Raw genomic sequence first — 15,554 nt, 5'->3', positions numbered from 1 at the left:
TCCGGCACGGCGCCGTCCGCCTCTCACGCCCGCTCCGCGGCGCGCTCGCGGGCCGCCGCGCGCACCCGGGAGTGCCGGTAGCCGTAGGCGGCGTACACCAGCAGCCCGAGCGCGAGCCAGGCCAGGAACCGCAGCCACGTCTCGATGCTCAGGTTGAGCATCAGGTAGAGGCAGGCCAGCGCGGCGAGGACCGGCAGCACGGGGGAGAACGGCACCCGGAAGGGCCGCTCGAGCCGCGGGCGGGTGCGGCGCAGCACCGGCACCGCGACCGCCACCAGCAGGAAGGCGAACAGCGTCCCGATGCTCACCAGGTCGGCCAGCGTCCCGAGCGGCACGAACGTCGCCAGCACCAGCACCAGGACGGCGAACAGCAGCGTGACCCGCGCCGGGACGCCGGTGCGCGGGCTGACCCGGGCCACCGACGGCGGCAGCAGCCCGTCGCGGCCCATGGCGAACCCGATGCGGCCGATGGTGATCAGGTCGACGAGGATCACCGAGGTCAGCCCGGCCACCGCGGCGATCGACACCAGCGACGACGCCCAGCCCAGCCCCACCTGGTCGAACGCGTCGGCGATCGGCGCGCCCTCGTCGATGTCGGTGTACTCGACCATCCCGACGACGACGAACGCGACGCCGACGTAGAGCGCCGTGGCCAGCCCCAGGGTGCCGAGCAGGCCGAGCGGCACGTCCCGCGCCGGGCGCCGGGTCTCCTCCGACAGGTTGGCCACCGCCTCGAAGCCGGTGTAGGCGAAGAAGACGACGGCCGCCGCGGTGAGCACCCCGCCGACGCCGAACGCGACCGGCTCCAGGCCGGCGAGCACCTCGATGAGCGGCCGCGCCAGCCCGCTGCCGCCCTCGGCCGGCTGCGACGGCGGCACGAACGGGGTGAGGTTGGCGCCCCGCACGAACCAGACGCCGGCCAGGATCACGAACAGGCAGACGGCGACCTTGACGACGACGAGCACGCCGGTGATCCGCGCCGACTCGCGGATGCCCAGCACCGCCACGAGCGTCAGGACGACGACGATGAACGCGGCGCCCACGTTCACCGTGGCGGTCTCGCCGAACATCGACGGCGGCAGGTCCAGCAGGTTGCCGACGTAGCCCGACCAGCCGCGGGCGACCACGGCCGCGCCGAGGGCGAACTCGAGGAACAGGTCCCAGCCGATGATCCAGGCGACGACCTCGCCGACCGTGGCGTAGGTGTACGTGTACGCGCTGCCCGCCGTCGGCACGGCCGAGGCGAGCTCGGCGTAGCAGACCGCCGCCAGCAGGGCGACCACGCCGGCGACGGCGAACGAGACCACCACCGCCGGGCCGGCGCTGTTCTTCGCCGTCACGCCGGTGAGCGTGAAGATCCCGGTGCCGATCACGATGCCGATGCCGAAGCCGACCAGGTGCCGGGCGGACAACCGCCGGCGCAGGTGCCCGCTGCGGCTGGGCGCCCCCTCGTCGTCCCCGGCGTCCGCGCGGACGGCCTCCACCGACTTCGTCCGGAACAGGTCCACCCGACCATGCTGGGTCGGTACGGGCCCGCCCGCTGGGTGAGGCGGGGGAACGGCCGCCCTCAGACCTCGTCGACGGGGAACGTGCGCGACGGGGAGACGAACTCGTCCTGGGCGGCGACCAGCAGGATCTCCCGCGAGCCGGCCTCCTCGGTGCGCCGCAGCAGGCCCCAGACGCTGGCCGCGGCCCGGCCGAGCGCCTCGCCGGCCGAGCGGGTGTCCAGCCAGTGCGCGAGGAACAGCGCCGCGATCGCGTCGCCGGCGCCGTTGACCGCCACCGACAGCCGCGGCGTGCGCACGCGGAAGTGCCGGCCGCCCTCGGAGGCGAGCAGGTCGACGGCGTCGTCCGGGGTGTCGTCGGCGACCAGCGACGTCGTCAGGACCACCCGCGGGCCCAGCGCCTGCACCGCCGCGACGGCGTCCTGCACCTCGGCGAGGGTGCGGGTCGTCGTCCGCGCGAGCAGGTCGAGCTCGTAGTGGTTGGGGGTGACGACGTCGGCCGCGGGGACGGCGACCTCGCGCATGAACTCCTCGATGCCCGGCCGCACGAACACGCCGCGGCCGACGTCGCCGATGACCGGGTCGCAGGCGTACACGGCATCGGGGTTGGCCGCGCGCACCCGCCCGACCGTGCCGACCACGGCGTGGCCGATGTCGGCCGAGCCGAGGTAGCCCGACAGGACGGCGTCGGCGGTGCCGAGCACGCCGCGGTCGGCGATGCCGTCGACGACCTCCTCGATCGCCTGGCCGTCGAACACCCGCCCGGTCCACGCGCCGTAGCCGGTGTGGTTGGAGAACTGGACGGTGTGCACCGGCCACACCTCGACGCCGAGGCGCTGCAGCGGGAAGACGGCGGAGGAGTTGCCGACGTGCCCGTAGGCGACGTGCGACTGGATCGAGAGGACGTTCACCACGGGCGCACACGCTGCCATGCGCCCCGGTCCGGTCAGCCGAGGGTGGCCACCAGGTCGCGGCAGGCCTGCTCGCACCGCCGGCAGGACTCCGCGCAGACCCGGCAGTGCTCGTGCATCTCCGCGTGCGAGGCGCACTCGTCGCCGCAGGCGCGGCAGGCCGCGGCGCACGCCTCGAGGACGGTGCGGGTGAGGTTCGCGTCGTAACCGGTGTGCCGGGACAGCACCCGCCCGGTCGCCTCGCAGACGTCGGCGCAGTCCAGGTTCGTGCGGATGCACTTCCGCAGCTCGGCGACCATCTCCTCGGACAGGCAGGCGTCGGCGCACGCGGTGCACGCCTGCGCGCACTCGACGCACGCCTCGAGGCAGGCGGCCAGCCGCTCGCGGTCGATGCCGCCGAGGTCGGCCGGGTAGGTGTCGAGCATCTGGGCGGCGACGGTCACGTCGGTCTCCGTTCCCTCCGTCGGGCCGGGGCGGCGGGCACCGTCCCGGGCGGGAGGTCCCCGCGTGCCGCGCGGTCGAGCCGGGCGACGGCGAGCGCGTGCGGGAGCGTGAGCGCCGCGAGGACCGGCAGGGCGGTGGCCAGGGACCCGCGCCAGCCTCCCGCGGCCGGCCACAGCAGCGCTAGGGCGGCGAGCACCGCGAGGGTGGGCAGCGCCCCCGCGACGGCGAACCGGCGCAGCGGCGCGCCGAGCCGCCCGCGGGCCAGGTCGCCGGCGTTGGCCGGGTCCGCGGCGACGAGGCGGGCGACGTGGCGGACGGCGTGCCAGCAGCCGAACCACACGCCGAACGCGGCCAACGGCGGGACGGTGAGGACGAGCACCAGCAGGACCGCGACTTCGGCGGCCTCCAGCCACCGGCCGGAGAGCAGCCGCTCGGCGGCCAGCGCGGCGGCCGCCGGGAGCACCGTGACCAGCACCGTCGTCCCGATGGCGGCCGGCAGGACACCGCTGCTCCCGGGCACGACCGCGGCCACGACCGGCGCGGCCTCGGGCGCACCGCGCACCAGAGGGACGAGCAGGACCAGCGCGCCCAGTACCGCCGACGCCGTCGCCTGCCGCTGCACCGGGCGGCCCGCGCGCTGGTCGGCGAAGGCGGTCTCCCCGGTGCCGAAGTGCCAGGTCGACACCAGCACGAAGACCAGCAGCGCCGGGCCCGGTGCCGCCCGGAACAGCAGCCACCCGGCGACGGCGACGGCGGCGTAGCCGAGGGCGAGCAGCGCCGGGCGCAGCGGCCGGCCCGGGGAGCCGGGCGCCAGGTGGTCGACCGCCCCGTGCGGGAGGCCCAGCAGCAGGCCGGCCACCAGCGGCAGCCAGGCCAGGTCCCCCCAGCCCACAGCGACCTCCACGGCCACCACCGCCGCGACCGCCGCCAGGGAGACGACGGTGGCGGCGCGTGCGGGGACCGCGAGCGGACCGGCGGGGGACGGCACGGTCAGGTCCGGTCGTCCGCCCAGGTGGCCGCGTACCGGCCGGCGGGGAGCCGGCTGCCGGGGTCCCGCTCGGGCAGGTGCTCGACCTCGTGGTGCTCGTGCGGGTACTGCGGGTGCGTGGCGAACGCCGGGGCGTCGTCGACGGTGTTGTCCTCGAACCGGGCGGTGCGGTGCTCGGCCTGCGTGCTCGGCAGCACGGCCTCGCTCTGGTGCACGCTGCTCACCCACACCGACTCGGGGTGGGTGTCGACGCCGGCGGCGACGTCCTCGGCGGTGCGCAGCTTGGCCACCTTGTGGACCAGCACGCCGAAGCCCACCTTGGCCAGCACGTCGGCGGCCGAGTAGGCCACCTGCATGCCGGCGAACCAGGCCGGCGTGACGTCGACGAACACCGGGACCGCGTAGACCAGCGGGTAGACGCCGAAGGTGGCCAGCAGCAGGACCGCCGCGTTGCGCAGGCTGGTCGCCGCCTCGACGCTCATCAACCCCGTCGAGGAGCGGACGGCACCGGCCAGCGCGACGTACAGGTAGGCGTAGAAGACGGTGCTGACGCAGCCCCACAGCACCAGGGTGCCGACGTCGCGGCCCTGGGCCAGGACCTGGCTGCCCAGGAAGCCGGTGAGGATCATCAGGGAGGCCGCACCCATCGTGGTGAACCGCAGGGTGCGCGCCCGGGAGCCGGTGAGCGAGCAGACGGCCAGCAGCTCCGCGGTCAGCAGCGGGACGGTCACCGTCCAGTCGACGTAGCGCGGGTACAGGGTCGCCCGGGCCTCGGCGTTCGGGACGTAGACGCCGTCCTGCAGGTCGAAGCCGGTGTCCCACTTGAGGAACAGCACCAGGTACGACAGCGCCGCGACGCCCGCGATGCACAGGCCGGCGAGGACGGCGGGGCGGTAGCGGGTGCCCACCTCGCCGCGGCTGGTCCACGAGTAGAGGAAGTAGGCGACCAGGGCCAGGCCCGCGCCGGCGATCGCGTAGGTGACCAGGTCGTACAGGCCGAGCGGCATGGTCTGCAGCTCGGGGGTGGGCGTGTCGGACACGTCTGCGGGACCTCCGGGAGCCGGGGCAGCGGGGCCGCGGCTCGACCCGCGGCGGGGTTACCCCCCGTCACCCGGCCGAACCGGGCCTGCCCCGTCGGGCGGGTGGCCGTGGTCGTCGGCGTAGGCGGCGACCCGGGCCCGCACGTCCCCGCCGCGGTGGAGGAACTGCCGGTCGAGCACGCCGGTGAGGTCCTCGAGCGCGAGGTCCAGCAGCGCGGCGGCCGCGCGGACCTGCGGGTCGGCCGAGCGGCCGGCCGCCTCCGCCAGCGCCAGCGCGACCGGCAGTTGCAGCGGCAGCGCCGTCTCGGGGTCGACGTCGCGGAAGTAGTGCGTCTCGGCGTGCTGGGTGACGTCGACCCGCACCTGCGCCAGGTCGACGGCGACCTCCCGCACCAGGCCTGCGTCGACGTCCGCCGCGGGCAGCGCCGCCCGCCCGAGCAGGGACAGCCGCAGCGCCAGCGCCCGCCGCCGGCTCAGCGCCGGGTACACCTGGAGCACCCAGGTCACCGCCGCGGTCAGCAGGACGAAGCCGACGAGGGCCTGCACCGGGACGGCGATCCGCAGCCACGGGCTCTCGGGGACGATGTCGCCGAAGCCGAGCGTCGCCAGGGTGACCAGGGACAGGTAGACGGCGTCGAGCACGCCGCTGCGGCCGGACTCCAGCCCGCTGCCGTAGACGAAGCCGTGCGGCAGGTGCGGCCAGTAGACGAGGGTCCAGCCGGTCACCAGCAGCGCGATCCAGACCAGGACGACGACGACCATCGCCATCGGCCCGCCGAGGAATCCGGCCGCGGACCGGTGCCGCGCTCCGCGGCCGGCCTGCCAGACCGCCTGCATGAGCCGCCGGCTCAGCCCGCGGCGGCCGCTGGGGTGCCACAGCGTGTGCACGATGTCCCGCAGCACGAGCAGGACGAGCAAGGCGCCGGCCGTCGTCACTGCCCATCCCGCCGCGGAGGCCACGCGGCGAGGGTGCCAGCAGGTGGTCCCGCGCGGACTCGTGCTCTGCCCCGTCCCGCGGGGCAGAGCACGACCCACCCGGACCCAGGTGCTCGGGTCCAGCGCGACCTCGGTCCAGCCGCTCTCGCGCCGGTCGAAGGTCTCGTACGCGCCGAGCACCGAGGGCATGTCCCCGGCCTGGGTGAGCACGGTCGTGGGGTCGATCGCCCCGGCGCCGCGACCGCGGGCCTGCTCCAGCCGGCTCGCCACCCCGTCGACCGGCAGCACCCGCCCCGCGCCCTGCTGAAGGCGCTGGTGACGGCGAACTGCCCGACCGGGTCGGCGCCGAGCACCAGCACGGTGTCGCCGTCGCCGACCTCCTCGGGCAGCGAGACCGGCCCGACGTCGGCGTACGGGATCCGGGCGTACTGTGCCCGCAGGCCGTCGACGGGACCGGTGGTCTGCGGCCCGCCGGAGAAGCAGGTGCTCGCTGACGGGCCGTTGGGGAGCTGGCGGTGATCTCCACGATCGCGTCGGTCGGGTCCTGGACGGTCGGGTCGGGCACCTCGTCGAGGCGGATGTCGCCGACGCCGTGCCACACGACTGCCTTCACGGTGTTCCTCCAGGGGTCTCGGGGGCGGGCCGGGAGGCCCCGCGTCGGCGGGGCGTGCGCGCTCGTCGTCGGCGCGTCGCGCGGCGGGTCGCGCGGACCGACTTGTCGCGGAACGGGAGCGGCGGGATCCTGCGGTCACCCGCCGCGGACGCCGGGCTCCCGGGCTGTGCGGCGCGGTCCAGAGGAGGGCCGCCATGGGCTGGGCTGTCGCCAGCGTCGTCGGGTTCGTCGTGCTGACCGCGCTGGTCACCGCGATGGCCCGGAGCAACACCGCCCGCTGGGAGCGGGACCACCGCGCGGCCCAGGCCGCCGCGCGGGCGCGTGCGGCGGCGGCGCGCAGCGCCTGGAGGGCGGCCCTCGGCCGGTCGCGGCCGCAGCCGCCCGAGGAGCCGCGCCGCGGCGTCCTGCACCTGCCGCACGTGCGGCTGCCGGCGGCCCTGGTGGCCCGGCTGCCGCACGCGCACGTCCCGCTGCCGCGGCACCTGCCGCACCTGCACCTGCCCGTGCTGCGCCTCCCGGGCCGCGACCGCGCCGACCGGGAGCCGGAGGAGCCGCCCCGGGCCGAGACGTCCTAGACGGCGGCCTCCCGGGCCGGCGCGTCCCGGCCCGCCGTCTCCCGGCCCGGCGCGTCTCGGCCCGCCGTCTCCCGGCCCGCGGCGGGGAGGGGCAGCTGCTCGAACCCGGGCAGCCACGGCGCCGCGCCGTGCGGCTGCGCGCGGCGCGCGGCCCGGCCGGCCCGCCGGGCGGCCGCCTCCCGCTCGGCGGTGCGCCGCGCGTGCCGGGCGCGGGCGTCCGCGAGGCCGGGCACGTCCAGCCCGTCGGCGGTCAGCCGGCAGGCGGCCAGCCGCACCCAGCGGACCGCCGCGTCGGCGTCCCGGACGCCGACCATCAGGCTGCGGTCGTGCCGGCGTACCACGAGCGCGGCGCCGCGCACCCGCGCCTCGGCGGCCGCGGCCACCTCGGCGTCCGGGCCGTGCAGCCAGGTGACCCGCCCGTCCGCGCGCCGCAGGAGGTCGTCCCGCTCCCGCCAGGCGTCGTCGGCCAGCGGGGCGAGCTGGACCTCGAGGACGCCCGCACCGGGGACGACGACGTGCAGGCCGGGGTGGCCGCCGGGGTCGGGCGCCCGCACCACCCGGGCCTCGTGCCCCTGGCCGGTGAGCCACGCGACCAGGGGGCGGCGGTAGCGCAGCGCGTCGTAGGCGGGGCCGGCCGCGGCGCCGCGCCGGGCGAACCCGCACGCCGCGGACCCCACGTGCCGGAAGGCGGGCCGCGGCCCGCGTTCGACCTCCAGCCGGCCGCCGCAGCCGCCGGCCTCGCGCGCGCACCAGAAGCCGCCGCGGGCCTGCTGCTCGAGGCGCCACGCGTCGTCGTCGTCGCGGGGCAGCTCGACGGCCGCGGTGCCGTCCGGCCCGTCGGTGACCGCCCAGCGCAGCTCGCCCGTCACGGCGCCGACGGTAGGAGCGGGGTCCGACGGTTCCGGGGGCCGGCAGCGCTACGACGGCCCTCGGTCAGCGGGCGATCGAGCGGAAGAGGTCCACGAGGCGGTCGGCGTGCGCGTCGAAGACGTGCCGCTCCCGCGCGGCCACGGCGGCGGCGTGTCCCGCCCGCGTCCCGAGCTCGGCGTGCAGGGCCGCGGCGACGTCGTCGGCGCAGCGGTACAAGAGCCCCGTCCCGTCGGCGCGCAGCACCCGCTCCACCGCGACCAGGGAGCCGGGGTTGGCCTGCTGCAGCAGCGGCAGCCCCGCGGTCAGCAGCACCGGCAGCCGGGCGGGGGAGTTGAGGTCGTCCCAGCCGGCCCGCCGCAGGTCGCCGCCGTTGGCCGAGTCGAAGCGGTGCAGCCAGCCGGCGTCGTACCGGGACAGCTCCCGCACCCAGTCCTCCGGCCCGACGGCGGGGTGCACGTGCACGAACCCCGGCGCGCGGGCCAGCGCCTCGTCCAGCCAGCCGGTCCACGACCCCTTCGCCCCCGGCGCCCGGACCTGCCCGTACAGGTGGGTGTGCACGCCGCGGTCGGCCAGCGCCAGCACCCAGTCCAGGTCCAGCCCCGAGGGCCGGCCGGCGAGGACCGCGTGCGGCTGCCCGTCGGCGTCGGAGAGCCGGGGCGAGAACGGGGCGTCGAGCCAGTCGCGCTTGGGCAGGTCGCCGTCGAGGACGCCGAGCCGTGCGGGGTCGACCCGGCCGGAGAGCGCGAGGGCGAACCAGCCGCGCTCCTCCTCGGTGGCGAACAGGCAGGCGTCGGCGCCGCAGACCAGGTCGGCCAGCAGCGGCCACTCCCCGCGCACGACGCTGCGCTGCGGCGCCTCCTTGAAGTGCCACACGAACGGCAGGTGCGGGAACGCCTGCCGCACCGCGTGCGCGAACGGCACCGCCCGCCAGTTCAGCTGCGCCCACACGACGTCGGGGGCGAGCGCGCGCACCCCGTCCCGCCAGCGGTCGCGGTCGAGGTCGGGCACGTGCCCGAACGGCAGCGGCCCGACGGTGGAGTCGCCGAGGCCATCGGCGGTCCACAGGCCGGTGAGGGAGTGGCCGCGCTCGGCCAGCGCCAGCACCCGCTCGGGGTTGAACGCCAGCTCGCCCACCACGAGTACCCGCAGCCCGTCCGGCGACGGCGGGTACGCGCGCTCCCGGAACCGCGCGTACCGGGCGACCTCGTCGGTCTCCCCGCCGTCGGTGGAGGCGAACCGCAGCGGCCCGGCCACCCGGTAGCGGCTGCGGAACACGTTGAGGCCGCCGTCGGAGGACTCGCGGATCGCCCGCGACCGCTGCCCGGGGTGCCGCGTCCACGCGCAGGTGACCCGGCCGGTGCCGGTCGTCGTCCCGCGGGCGGCCACCCGCGACCACATCAGCCGGTCGAGGTCGTCACTCTCCAGCTCGGCGCGCTCGGTCCAGCGGTCGCCGGTGCGCCGGTGGGCGACCTGCACCAGCTGCGCGTAGGGGGTGTCGGCCGGCTCGTCGAGGTCGGCGCGGGCCAGCACCACGCCGTCGTCGGCCAGGGCGTCGAGCAGGGTGGCGGCGTGCGCGGGGGACCAGACGTCGTCGGCCGGCAGGTAGGCGACGACGGGTGCGGTGGTCTCGTCCAGCGCCCGGTTGAGCGCCGCGCCCAGACCACGGTTGTCCTCGGTGCGCACCAGCCGCAGCCGGGGGTCGGCGGGGACGGCGACCGGCTCGCGGGACCCGTCGTCGACGACCACCGCCTCCCACGCCGTCTCCTCCTGGGCGAGCAGCGACTCCAGCGCCCGGGGCAGGAACGCCGCCTGGTCGTACACCGGGACCAGGACGGCGACCCGCGGGGTCACGCGGCAGGCTCGAGGTCGGCGTCGACGCCGAGCACCCGGCCGTAGACCGCGGCCACCCTCGCCGACAGCGCCGGCCACCCGTACCCGGCCGAGCGGGCCCGGGCGCCGGCGGCCAGCCGCGCGCGCAGCACCTCGTCGCCGGCCACCCGGTCCAGCGCGGCGGCCAGCGCGCCGACGTCGCCGGGCGGCACGAGCAGCCCGGTCCGCCCGTCCTGGACCACCTCGGGGATCCCGCCGACGTCGCTGGCGACCACCGGCAGGCCCGCGGCCATCGCCTCGGTGAGCACCGAGCCCATCTCCTCGTAGGCCGAGGGCAGCACCAGCGCGTCGAGGGAGGCCAGCACCCCGGGCACCCGGGCGTGCTCGACGAACCCGGCCAGCGTGATCCGGTCGGCGGCCGGGCTCTCGGCGGCCAGCCGGTGCACCAGCGCCCGGTCCGGCCCGTCGCCGACGACGACCAGCGACGCCTGCTCCCGCATCCGGCCGAACGCGCGCACCAGCGTGGCGGGGTCCTTCTGCGGCGCCAGCCGGCCGACGTAGCCGATCCGCGGCCGCGCCACGCCGGGGAAGACGTCGGGGGTGCCGCCGCGGAACAGCGCCGGGTCGAAGCCGGAGGGGATGGTGGACAGCCGGTCGGCCGGCACGCCGTCCGCGCGCAGGGCCGCCGCGGTCCGCCCGGTGAGGACGACGACGGCGTCGGCGCGGCGGAACGTGCTGCGCTCGATCCAGCCGCCCAGCGCCCGCAGCAGCCGCACCCGCGGCCCGCGACCGGTGAGCGTGTGCCCGACGCTGCAGTGCACGGTGACCACCAGCGGGACCCGGTGCACCCGCGCGGCCAGCCGGGCCAGCGGGAGCGTGGCGAGGTCCTCGCCCTGGTGGGCGTGCACCACGTCGACCGGCGCCCGGCGGCCGGCGCGCAGCACCGCCGACAGCCCGCACAGCGCCCACAGCTGCCGCAGCCGCGGCACCCGCAGCCCGGTGCGGGACACCCGGGCGCCGCGCCCCAGCGACGTCGTCCCGCGCGGGCCGGCCAGCCGCGCGGTCACCACCGTCTGCGCGACGCCGGCGGCGTCGAGGCAGCGGGTGAGCGTGGCCGTGTGGTTCTGCATCCCGCCGATCGGGTCGAACCGCGCCGTGCGGGCGTCCAGCTCCCCGGGCAGCGCCCCCGGCGCCGTGGCCGGCCGGGCCGCCGGCGGTTCGAACACGCTGCACAGGCGCAGCACGTGCAGGTCGGCAGCGGGACGGGACACGCAGGGACCTCCGGCGTCGGGGGCAGGACTCGTAGTGCACCACGAAGCGGCGGCACCCGTCGGTTGGGCGTTATGGAGTTGCGTCGCCGGGGCAGTGGGCGCTGGTGACCCCGCCCCTCGCCGACCCCGCCGTCCGACGCCTGGCCCTGGTCCGGCTGCGGGTGGGCCTGGGCGACCTGCTGTGCACCGTCCCCGCGCTCCGCCGGTTGCGCGCCGCCCGGCCCGACGTCGAGGTCACGCTGGTGACCTTCGGCCGCATGGCGCCGGTGGTCGAGCGCCTCGGCGTCCCGGTCGCGCTGCTGCCGTTCCCCGGCGTTCCCGGCGTCCCCGACGGCCCGGTCGACCGCGCGGGGTGGGCGGCGTTCACCGCCGCGGCGCGGGAGCACCGGTTCGACCTCGCGCTGCAGGCCTACGGCGACCGGCCGGCGGCCAACCGGGTGACCGCCGCCCTCGGCGCCCGGCTGACCGGCGGGTTCGCGCCCACGGGCTGGGACCCGCCGCCGGGGACGGAGGCGCTGCACCTGCGCTACCCGCTGCACCTGCACGAGGCCGCGCGGCACGTCGCGCTGCTCGAGCACCTCGGGCTGCCGGCCGGCGGGGACGCCCGCATGGGCTTCCCGGTCACCGCCGACGACGAGGCCGAGCACGCCGCCACCCTCGCCGCCGCGGGGCTGGAGCCCGGGCGCTACGCCGTCCTGCACCCGGGGGCGTCGGCGCCCACCCGCCGCTGGCCGGTCGAGCGCTACGCCGCGGTCGGGGACGCGCTGGCCGCCGAGGGGCTCGACGTCGTCGTCACCGGGGTGGCCGGCGAGCGGGAGATCTCGGCCCGGGTGGCCGCGGCGATGCGCGCCCCCGCGGTCGACCTCACCGGCGCCACCAGCCTCGGCGGGCTGGCCGCGCTGCTGCGCGACAGCGCGGTGCTGGTCGGCAACGACACCGGCTCCGCGCACCTGGCCGCGGCGGTCGGCGCCCGCAGCGTCACCGTGTTCCTGCCCGGCGACCCGGTCCGGTGGGCGCACCCCGGTCCCCGGCACCGCGCGCTGACCCCGGCGGTGGCGTGCGCGCCGTGCCCGCACCTGGCCTGCCCCATCGAGTTCCGCTGCGCGTCCACCGTCTCGCCGTCCGCGGTGGCCGGTGCCGCGCTCGAGCTGGCCGCCTCGTGAGGGTCTCCTTCGTCGCCGACTCCAGCGGGTGGGGCGGGGCGGAGGTGTGGCTGTCCCACCACCTGCGCCGCGCGGCCGACAACGGCTGGACGGCGTCGCTGGTGTGCGCCGAGCCGGTAGCGGCCGGCTTCGCGCACCTCGACGTCGAGCGCGCCGTCGTCCCGCTGACCCGGCACACCGCCGCGGCGCCGCGCACCCGGGCGGCGCTGGCCGCCCAGCGCCCCGACGTCGTGGTGGTCAACCTCGTCGACCCCGCCTCCAACGCCGCCGCGGTGGCCGCCGCGCAGCGGGTGGCGCCCACCGCCGGGGTGCTGCACCTGGTCGGCGACACCCGCGGCGGGGAGGAGCGCGCCGTGCTGTCCGCCCTCTACCGGCGGATGGGCGCGGTGGTCAGCCCCTCGGAGGAGGGCCGCCTGCAGGTGGTGGCCGAGCTCGGCGTCGACCCGGCGCGGGCGCACGTCGTGCCCAACGGCGTCGACGTCCCGCCGGACCCCGCCGGCCCGGCCGGCAACGCGGTGCCGCGGATCGGCGCGTTCGGCCGGCTGACCGCGCAGAAGGGCTTCGACGTCCTGCTCGCCGCGCTGCGCCGGCTCGACGTGCCGTTCGAGGCGGTGGTCGGCGGCGCCGGCCGCGACGGCGAGGCCCTGCGCGCCGCGGCCGAGGGCCTGCCGGTCACGTTCCCGGGCTGGGTGGACGACCACCGCGCCTTCCTCGCCGGCCTGGACCTGTTCGTCGTGTCCTCCCGGGTGGAGGCGGGACCGCTGGTGCTGCTGGAGGCGATGGCCGAGGGGCTGCCGTGCGTGAGCACCGACGTCGGCCGGGTGCGGCGCGCGCTGCGGGACGACGTCGCCGTCGTGCCGGTCGGGGACGCCGGCGCGCTGGCCGCGGCGCTGCGCGGCCTGCTCACCGACCCGGCGCTGCGGGCCGACCTCGGCGCACGGGCCAGGGCGCGGGCGGAGCGGGACCTCGGTGCCGACCTCATGGCGGAGCGGACCTTCCGGGTGCTGTCCGGCGTGGCGGACGGGGAGCCGGGTACCGCCGCCCCCATGAGCAAGAAGACCGATCCCGACGCCCAGCGCGCCGCCGCCCGCGAGGCGAAGAAGGAGGGGCTCTCACCCAGCGAGGCGGGCGCGACCACCGGCGCCTCCAAGCAGACGAGTCACGTCCGGAAGGGCGACGACCGGCACGAGCACTCCAGCGCCCAGGGGAAGAGCAAGACCTGACCCCGGTGGTCCGGGGACGGCGGTGGCCTCCGTCGCGCGCCGCCGTCCCCGGACCGGTCTACGCGGCCGTCCCGCCGGTGGTCGGCAGCCCGGCGGCCACCCACGCGCGGTGCCCGCCGACGACGTCGCTCGCCCGCGCCAGGCCGAGCGAGCGCAGCGCGTCGGCGGCCAGGCTGGAGGTGTAGCCCTCCTGGCACAGCACGACGACGTCGACGTCGTACCCGGTGGCCTGCGGCAGCCGGGCGTCGCTCTCCGGGTCGAACCGCCACTCCAGGTGGTTGCGCTCGACGACGAGCGCGCCGGGCACCTCGCCGTCGGCCTCGCGCTGCGACTGCGGGCGGATGTCGACGAGCACCGCGCCGTCGGCGACCCGCCGCACGGCCTCCTCCGGCGTCACCCGCGTGATCCGCGAGCGCGCCTCCTCCAGCAGCTGGTCGACGCTCCTGGCGCCGGGCGGACGGCCGGTCACCAGTCGACGCCCGCCTTCTCGGTGCCGGTGCGCAGCAGGGTGCCGGCCTCCAGGCGGTAGCTGGTCATCAGGGACAGGCGCGGGGTGTACGCGTGCACGCTCACGGCGGGCACTGTCCCGCGGTTGGTCACCCGGTGCACGTGGTGGGGCCCGAACGGCCGCACCCGGCCGGCCCACAGCTCGGTGGGCGCCTCGCGCACTGCGCCGGGGCGCCCGCCGACGACGTCCTCGGTGAGCACGCCGCCGACGACGGCGAACGCGCCGGCCGAGCCCCCGTGGTCGTGCAGCGGGGTGCCCTGGCCGGGCAACCAGGTCAGCAGCCACACCTGGGCGTCGGTGAGGTCGGCGTGCAGCGCGGGGTCGACCAGGTCGGCGGCGTCGCCGGGAGGGAGCAGGCCGGTCCAGCGGCTGCCCTCGCGGTACTCGACGCGGGGCAGCCACTCGTCGGCGACGGCGAGCAGCGCCGCGGCCAGGGCGGCCGCGGAGGTCGTGCGGGCGGCAGTGCGGGCGGACTGGGCGGCAGGGGACAGCAGCGAGGTCATGCGGGGCTCCTGAGCAGGGCGCGCCGGTCCCGTCGGGGCGGCGCGGAGGGAGGTGGGTGTCGGCGCTCAGGCGGCCGGACACAGCGCGCTGGCCACCCGCACCAGGTCCACGGCGGACCGGCGGGTGAGCGTCAGGGCGGGTGCCACGCCGACCATCCGACCCCGCCCGCCAAAGCCTGTCAAGTCCATCGGTCTGGTAGGGATTACCGCGTGTCGAGGTCGCGGACGGACCGGTCAGGCGGGGAGGACGACGGTGCGCAGCTCGTGCGCGCCGTCGGCGCGGGTGGCCTCGTAGAACCAGCGCGCCCCGCCGCCCGGCAGCGCGACGACGTCGGCGTAGCGCAGCCCGTGCGGCGCGTGCGGGCTCTGCAGGTGGGGCCCGCCCGCGGCGGCGCGGAAGCCGAGCTCGCCGTCGTGCTCGGCCAGACCCGTGCGCTCCTCCCAGTTCTCCTCGGCGGTGGCCCGGCCGTCGTAGAGCGCCCAGGTGCGCGGGCCGTCGAGCACCACCGCGGTGAACCGCACGCCGCGGGCGTCCCAGCTGCCCGCGGTCCCGGCGAGGGCGGTGCCGCGCCAGGTCCAGGTCACGCCGTCGGGGCTGGTGGCGTGCTCGGTGGTCATGCGGTCGGTGGCGCCGGGGTCGTCGAGCGGGTGCACCGACGCCCACAGGTGCCACCGGTCGCCGTCCCGGCGGACCACCGGGTCCTTGGGTGCCGTGGTGGCGTCGCCGGGCAGCACCGTGCGCGGCTCGGCGGTGGCCAGACCCTCCACGGTGTCCGCCTCCAGCAGGTCGACCCGCCAGTGCTTGCTGCCCGGCGTCGCGCAGCTGACGTAGAGCCGCCAGCGGCCCTCAGGGGTGTGTACCAGCGCCGGGCGCTCCAGCGACTCGGCGCCGAAGCGGTCCTTGCCGATCGCGACGACCGGCTCGAAGCGCACGCCGTCGTCGGAGCGGGCCACCACGTTGCCGAAGCCGCGGCCCTCGCCGACCGGGCGGCGCAGCCGGTACGCCAGCCACCACGTGCCGTCGACGAGCTGGGCCGACGGGGCACCGGCCCACGAGCCCGGGCGCGGGTCCTCGGGCTCGACGACGACCTGGGCGTCGGACCAGAAGCGGTCGGGCGCCGGAGGGCGGGGCGCGGACGCGGTCACGCGGCGGCTCCGTTCGGAGGAGGGGGCG

At 77.7% G+C, this 15,554-nt stretch carries 16 protein-coding genes; 3 read left to right on the top strand and 13 right to left on the bottom strand.

Annotated elements, in window-relative coordinates; all coding sequences use genetic code 11:
* Positions 1-23: 23 nt before the first annotated feature.
* From ACI796_RS01650 to ACI796_RS01625, 6 genes are read right to left on the bottom strand one after another with little or no spacing between them, the layout of a single operon-like run.
* Positions 24-1,508 carry an amino acid permease gene (locus ACI796_RS01650; RefSeq protein WP_456939515.1) on the bottom strand — a complete coding sequence of 495 codons (1,485 nt, stop codon included), beginning with the start codon at positions 1,506-1,508 and terminating at the stop codon, positions 24-26.
* A 59-nt stretch (positions 1,509-1,567) separates the two neighbouring features.
* Positions 1,568-2,419 carry a pyridoxal kinase PdxY gene (gene pdxY, locus ACI796_RS01645; protein ID WP_456939514.1) on the bottom strand — a complete coding sequence of 284 codons (852 nt, stop codon included), beginning with the start codon at positions 2,417-2,419 and terminating at the stop codon, positions 1,568-1,570.
* A 32-nt stretch (positions 2,420-2,451) separates the two neighbouring features.
* On the bottom strand, positions 2,452-2,859 hold the full coding sequence (locus ACI796_RS01640) for a four-helix bundle copper-binding protein (RefSeq protein WP_456939513.1): 408 nt from the start codon (positions 2,857-2,859) through the stop codon (positions 2,452-2,454).
* A complete protein-coding gene (locus ACI796_RS01635) occupies positions 2,856-3,848 on the bottom strand; it encodes a Brp/Blh family beta-carotene 15,15'-dioxygenase (RefSeq protein ID WP_456939512.1) in 993 nt (330 codons plus the stop codon). The genes ACI796_RS01640 and ACI796_RS01635 overlap by 4 nt, the downstream gene beginning before the upstream one ends.
* Before the next feature lie 2 nt (positions 3,849-3,850).
* Positions 3,851-4,888, bottom strand: a complete 1,038-nt coding sequence (locus tag ACI796_RS01630; protein ID WP_456939511.1) for a bacteriorhodopsin — start codon at positions 4,886-4,888, stop codon at positions 3,851-3,853.
* A gap of 57 nt (positions 4,889-4,945) precedes the next feature.
* Entirely contained in the window at positions 4,946-6,112 is a 1,167-nt protein-coding gene (locus ACI796_RS01625) for a potassium channel family protein (protein WP_456939510.1), read from the bottom strand.
* 519 nt (positions 6,113-6,631) lie between these two features.
* Between ACI796_RS01625 and ACI796_RS01620 the strand changes: the two genes are divergently transcribed.
* Positions 6,632-7,012, top strand: coding sequence for a hypothetical protein (locus tag ACI796_RS01620; protein WP_456939509.1), 381 nt, complete (start codon positions 6,632-6,634; stop codon positions 7,010-7,012).
* Here ACI796_RS01620 and ACI796_RS01615 read toward each other — a convergent pair.
* The 3 genes from ACI796_RS01615 to ACI796_RS01605 form a co-directional block, all read right to left on the bottom strand.
* Complete coding sequence (locus tag ACI796_RS01615) at positions 7,009-7,881, bottom strand: hypothetical protein (protein WP_456939508.1); 873 nt, start codon at positions 7,879-7,881, stop codon at positions 7,009-7,011. The genes ACI796_RS01620 and ACI796_RS01615 overlap by 4 nt on opposite strands.
* Before the next feature lie 64 nt (positions 7,882-7,945).
* The gene (locus tag ACI796_RS01610) at positions 7,946-9,733 is read right to left on the bottom strand and encodes a glycosyltransferase family 2 protein (RefSeq protein WP_456939507.1); all 1,788 of its coding nucleotides are present in this window, start codon (positions 9,731-9,733) and stop codon (positions 7,946-7,948) included.
* Positions 9,730-10,983, bottom strand: a complete 1,254-nt coding sequence (locus ACI796_RS01605; protein ID WP_456939506.1) for a glycosyltransferase — start codon at positions 10,981-10,983, stop codon at positions 9,730-9,732. The genes ACI796_RS01610 and ACI796_RS01605 overlap by 4 nt, the downstream gene beginning before the upstream one ends.
* Before the next feature lie 104 nt (positions 10,984-11,087).
* Here ACI796_RS01605 and ACI796_RS01600 point away from each other — a divergent pair, with 104 nt between their 5' ends.
* Together ACI796_RS01600 and ACI796_RS01595 are read left to right on the top strand one after the other, a co-directional pair.
* Complete coding sequence (locus ACI796_RS01600) at positions 11,088-12,146, top strand: glycosyltransferase family 9 protein (protein ID WP_456939505.1); 1,059 nt, start codon at positions 11,088-11,090, stop codon at positions 12,144-12,146.
* Entirely contained in the window at positions 12,143-13,369 is a 1,227-nt protein-coding gene (locus ACI796_RS01595) for a glycosyltransferase (protein WP_456939504.1), read from the top strand. The genes ACI796_RS01600 and ACI796_RS01595 overlap by 4 nt, the downstream gene beginning before the upstream one ends.
* Before the next feature lie 58 nt (positions 13,370-13,427).
* On the opposite strand, the gene ACI796_RS01590 is transcribed toward ACI796_RS01595, so the two are convergent.
* The 4 genes from ACI796_RS01590 to ACI796_RS01575 form a co-directional block, all read right to left on the bottom strand.
* On the bottom strand, positions 13,428-13,838 hold the full coding sequence (locus ACI796_RS01590) for a rhodanese-like domain-containing protein (protein ID WP_456939503.1): 411 nt from the start codon (positions 13,836-13,838) through the stop codon (positions 13,428-13,430).
* Complete coding sequence (locus tag ACI796_RS01585; protein ID WP_456939502.1) at positions 13,835-14,380, bottom strand: cysteine dioxygenase; 546 nt, start codon at positions 14,378-14,380, stop codon at positions 13,835-13,837. Before ACI796_RS01585 ends, ACI796_RS01590 begins: the two co-directional genes overlap by 4 nt.
* Before the next feature lie 66 nt (positions 14,381-14,446).
* Positions 14,447-14,536, bottom strand: a complete 90-nt coding sequence (locus tag ACI796_RS01580; protein ID WP_456939501.1) for a putative leader peptide — start codon at positions 14,534-14,536, stop codon at positions 14,447-14,449.
* Between the two features lie 78 nt (positions 14,537-14,614).
* A complete protein-coding gene (locus ACI796_RS01575) occupies positions 14,615-15,526 on the bottom strand; it encodes a hypothetical protein (RefSeq protein ID WP_456939500.1) in 912 nt (303 codons plus the stop codon).
* Positions 15,527-15,554 lie beyond the last annotated feature (28 nt).

The sequence above is a fragment of the Geodermatophilus sp. SYSU D00525 genome (assembly GCF_054050475.1).
This window is presented reverse-complemented; position numbering and strand designations above follow the sequence as displayed.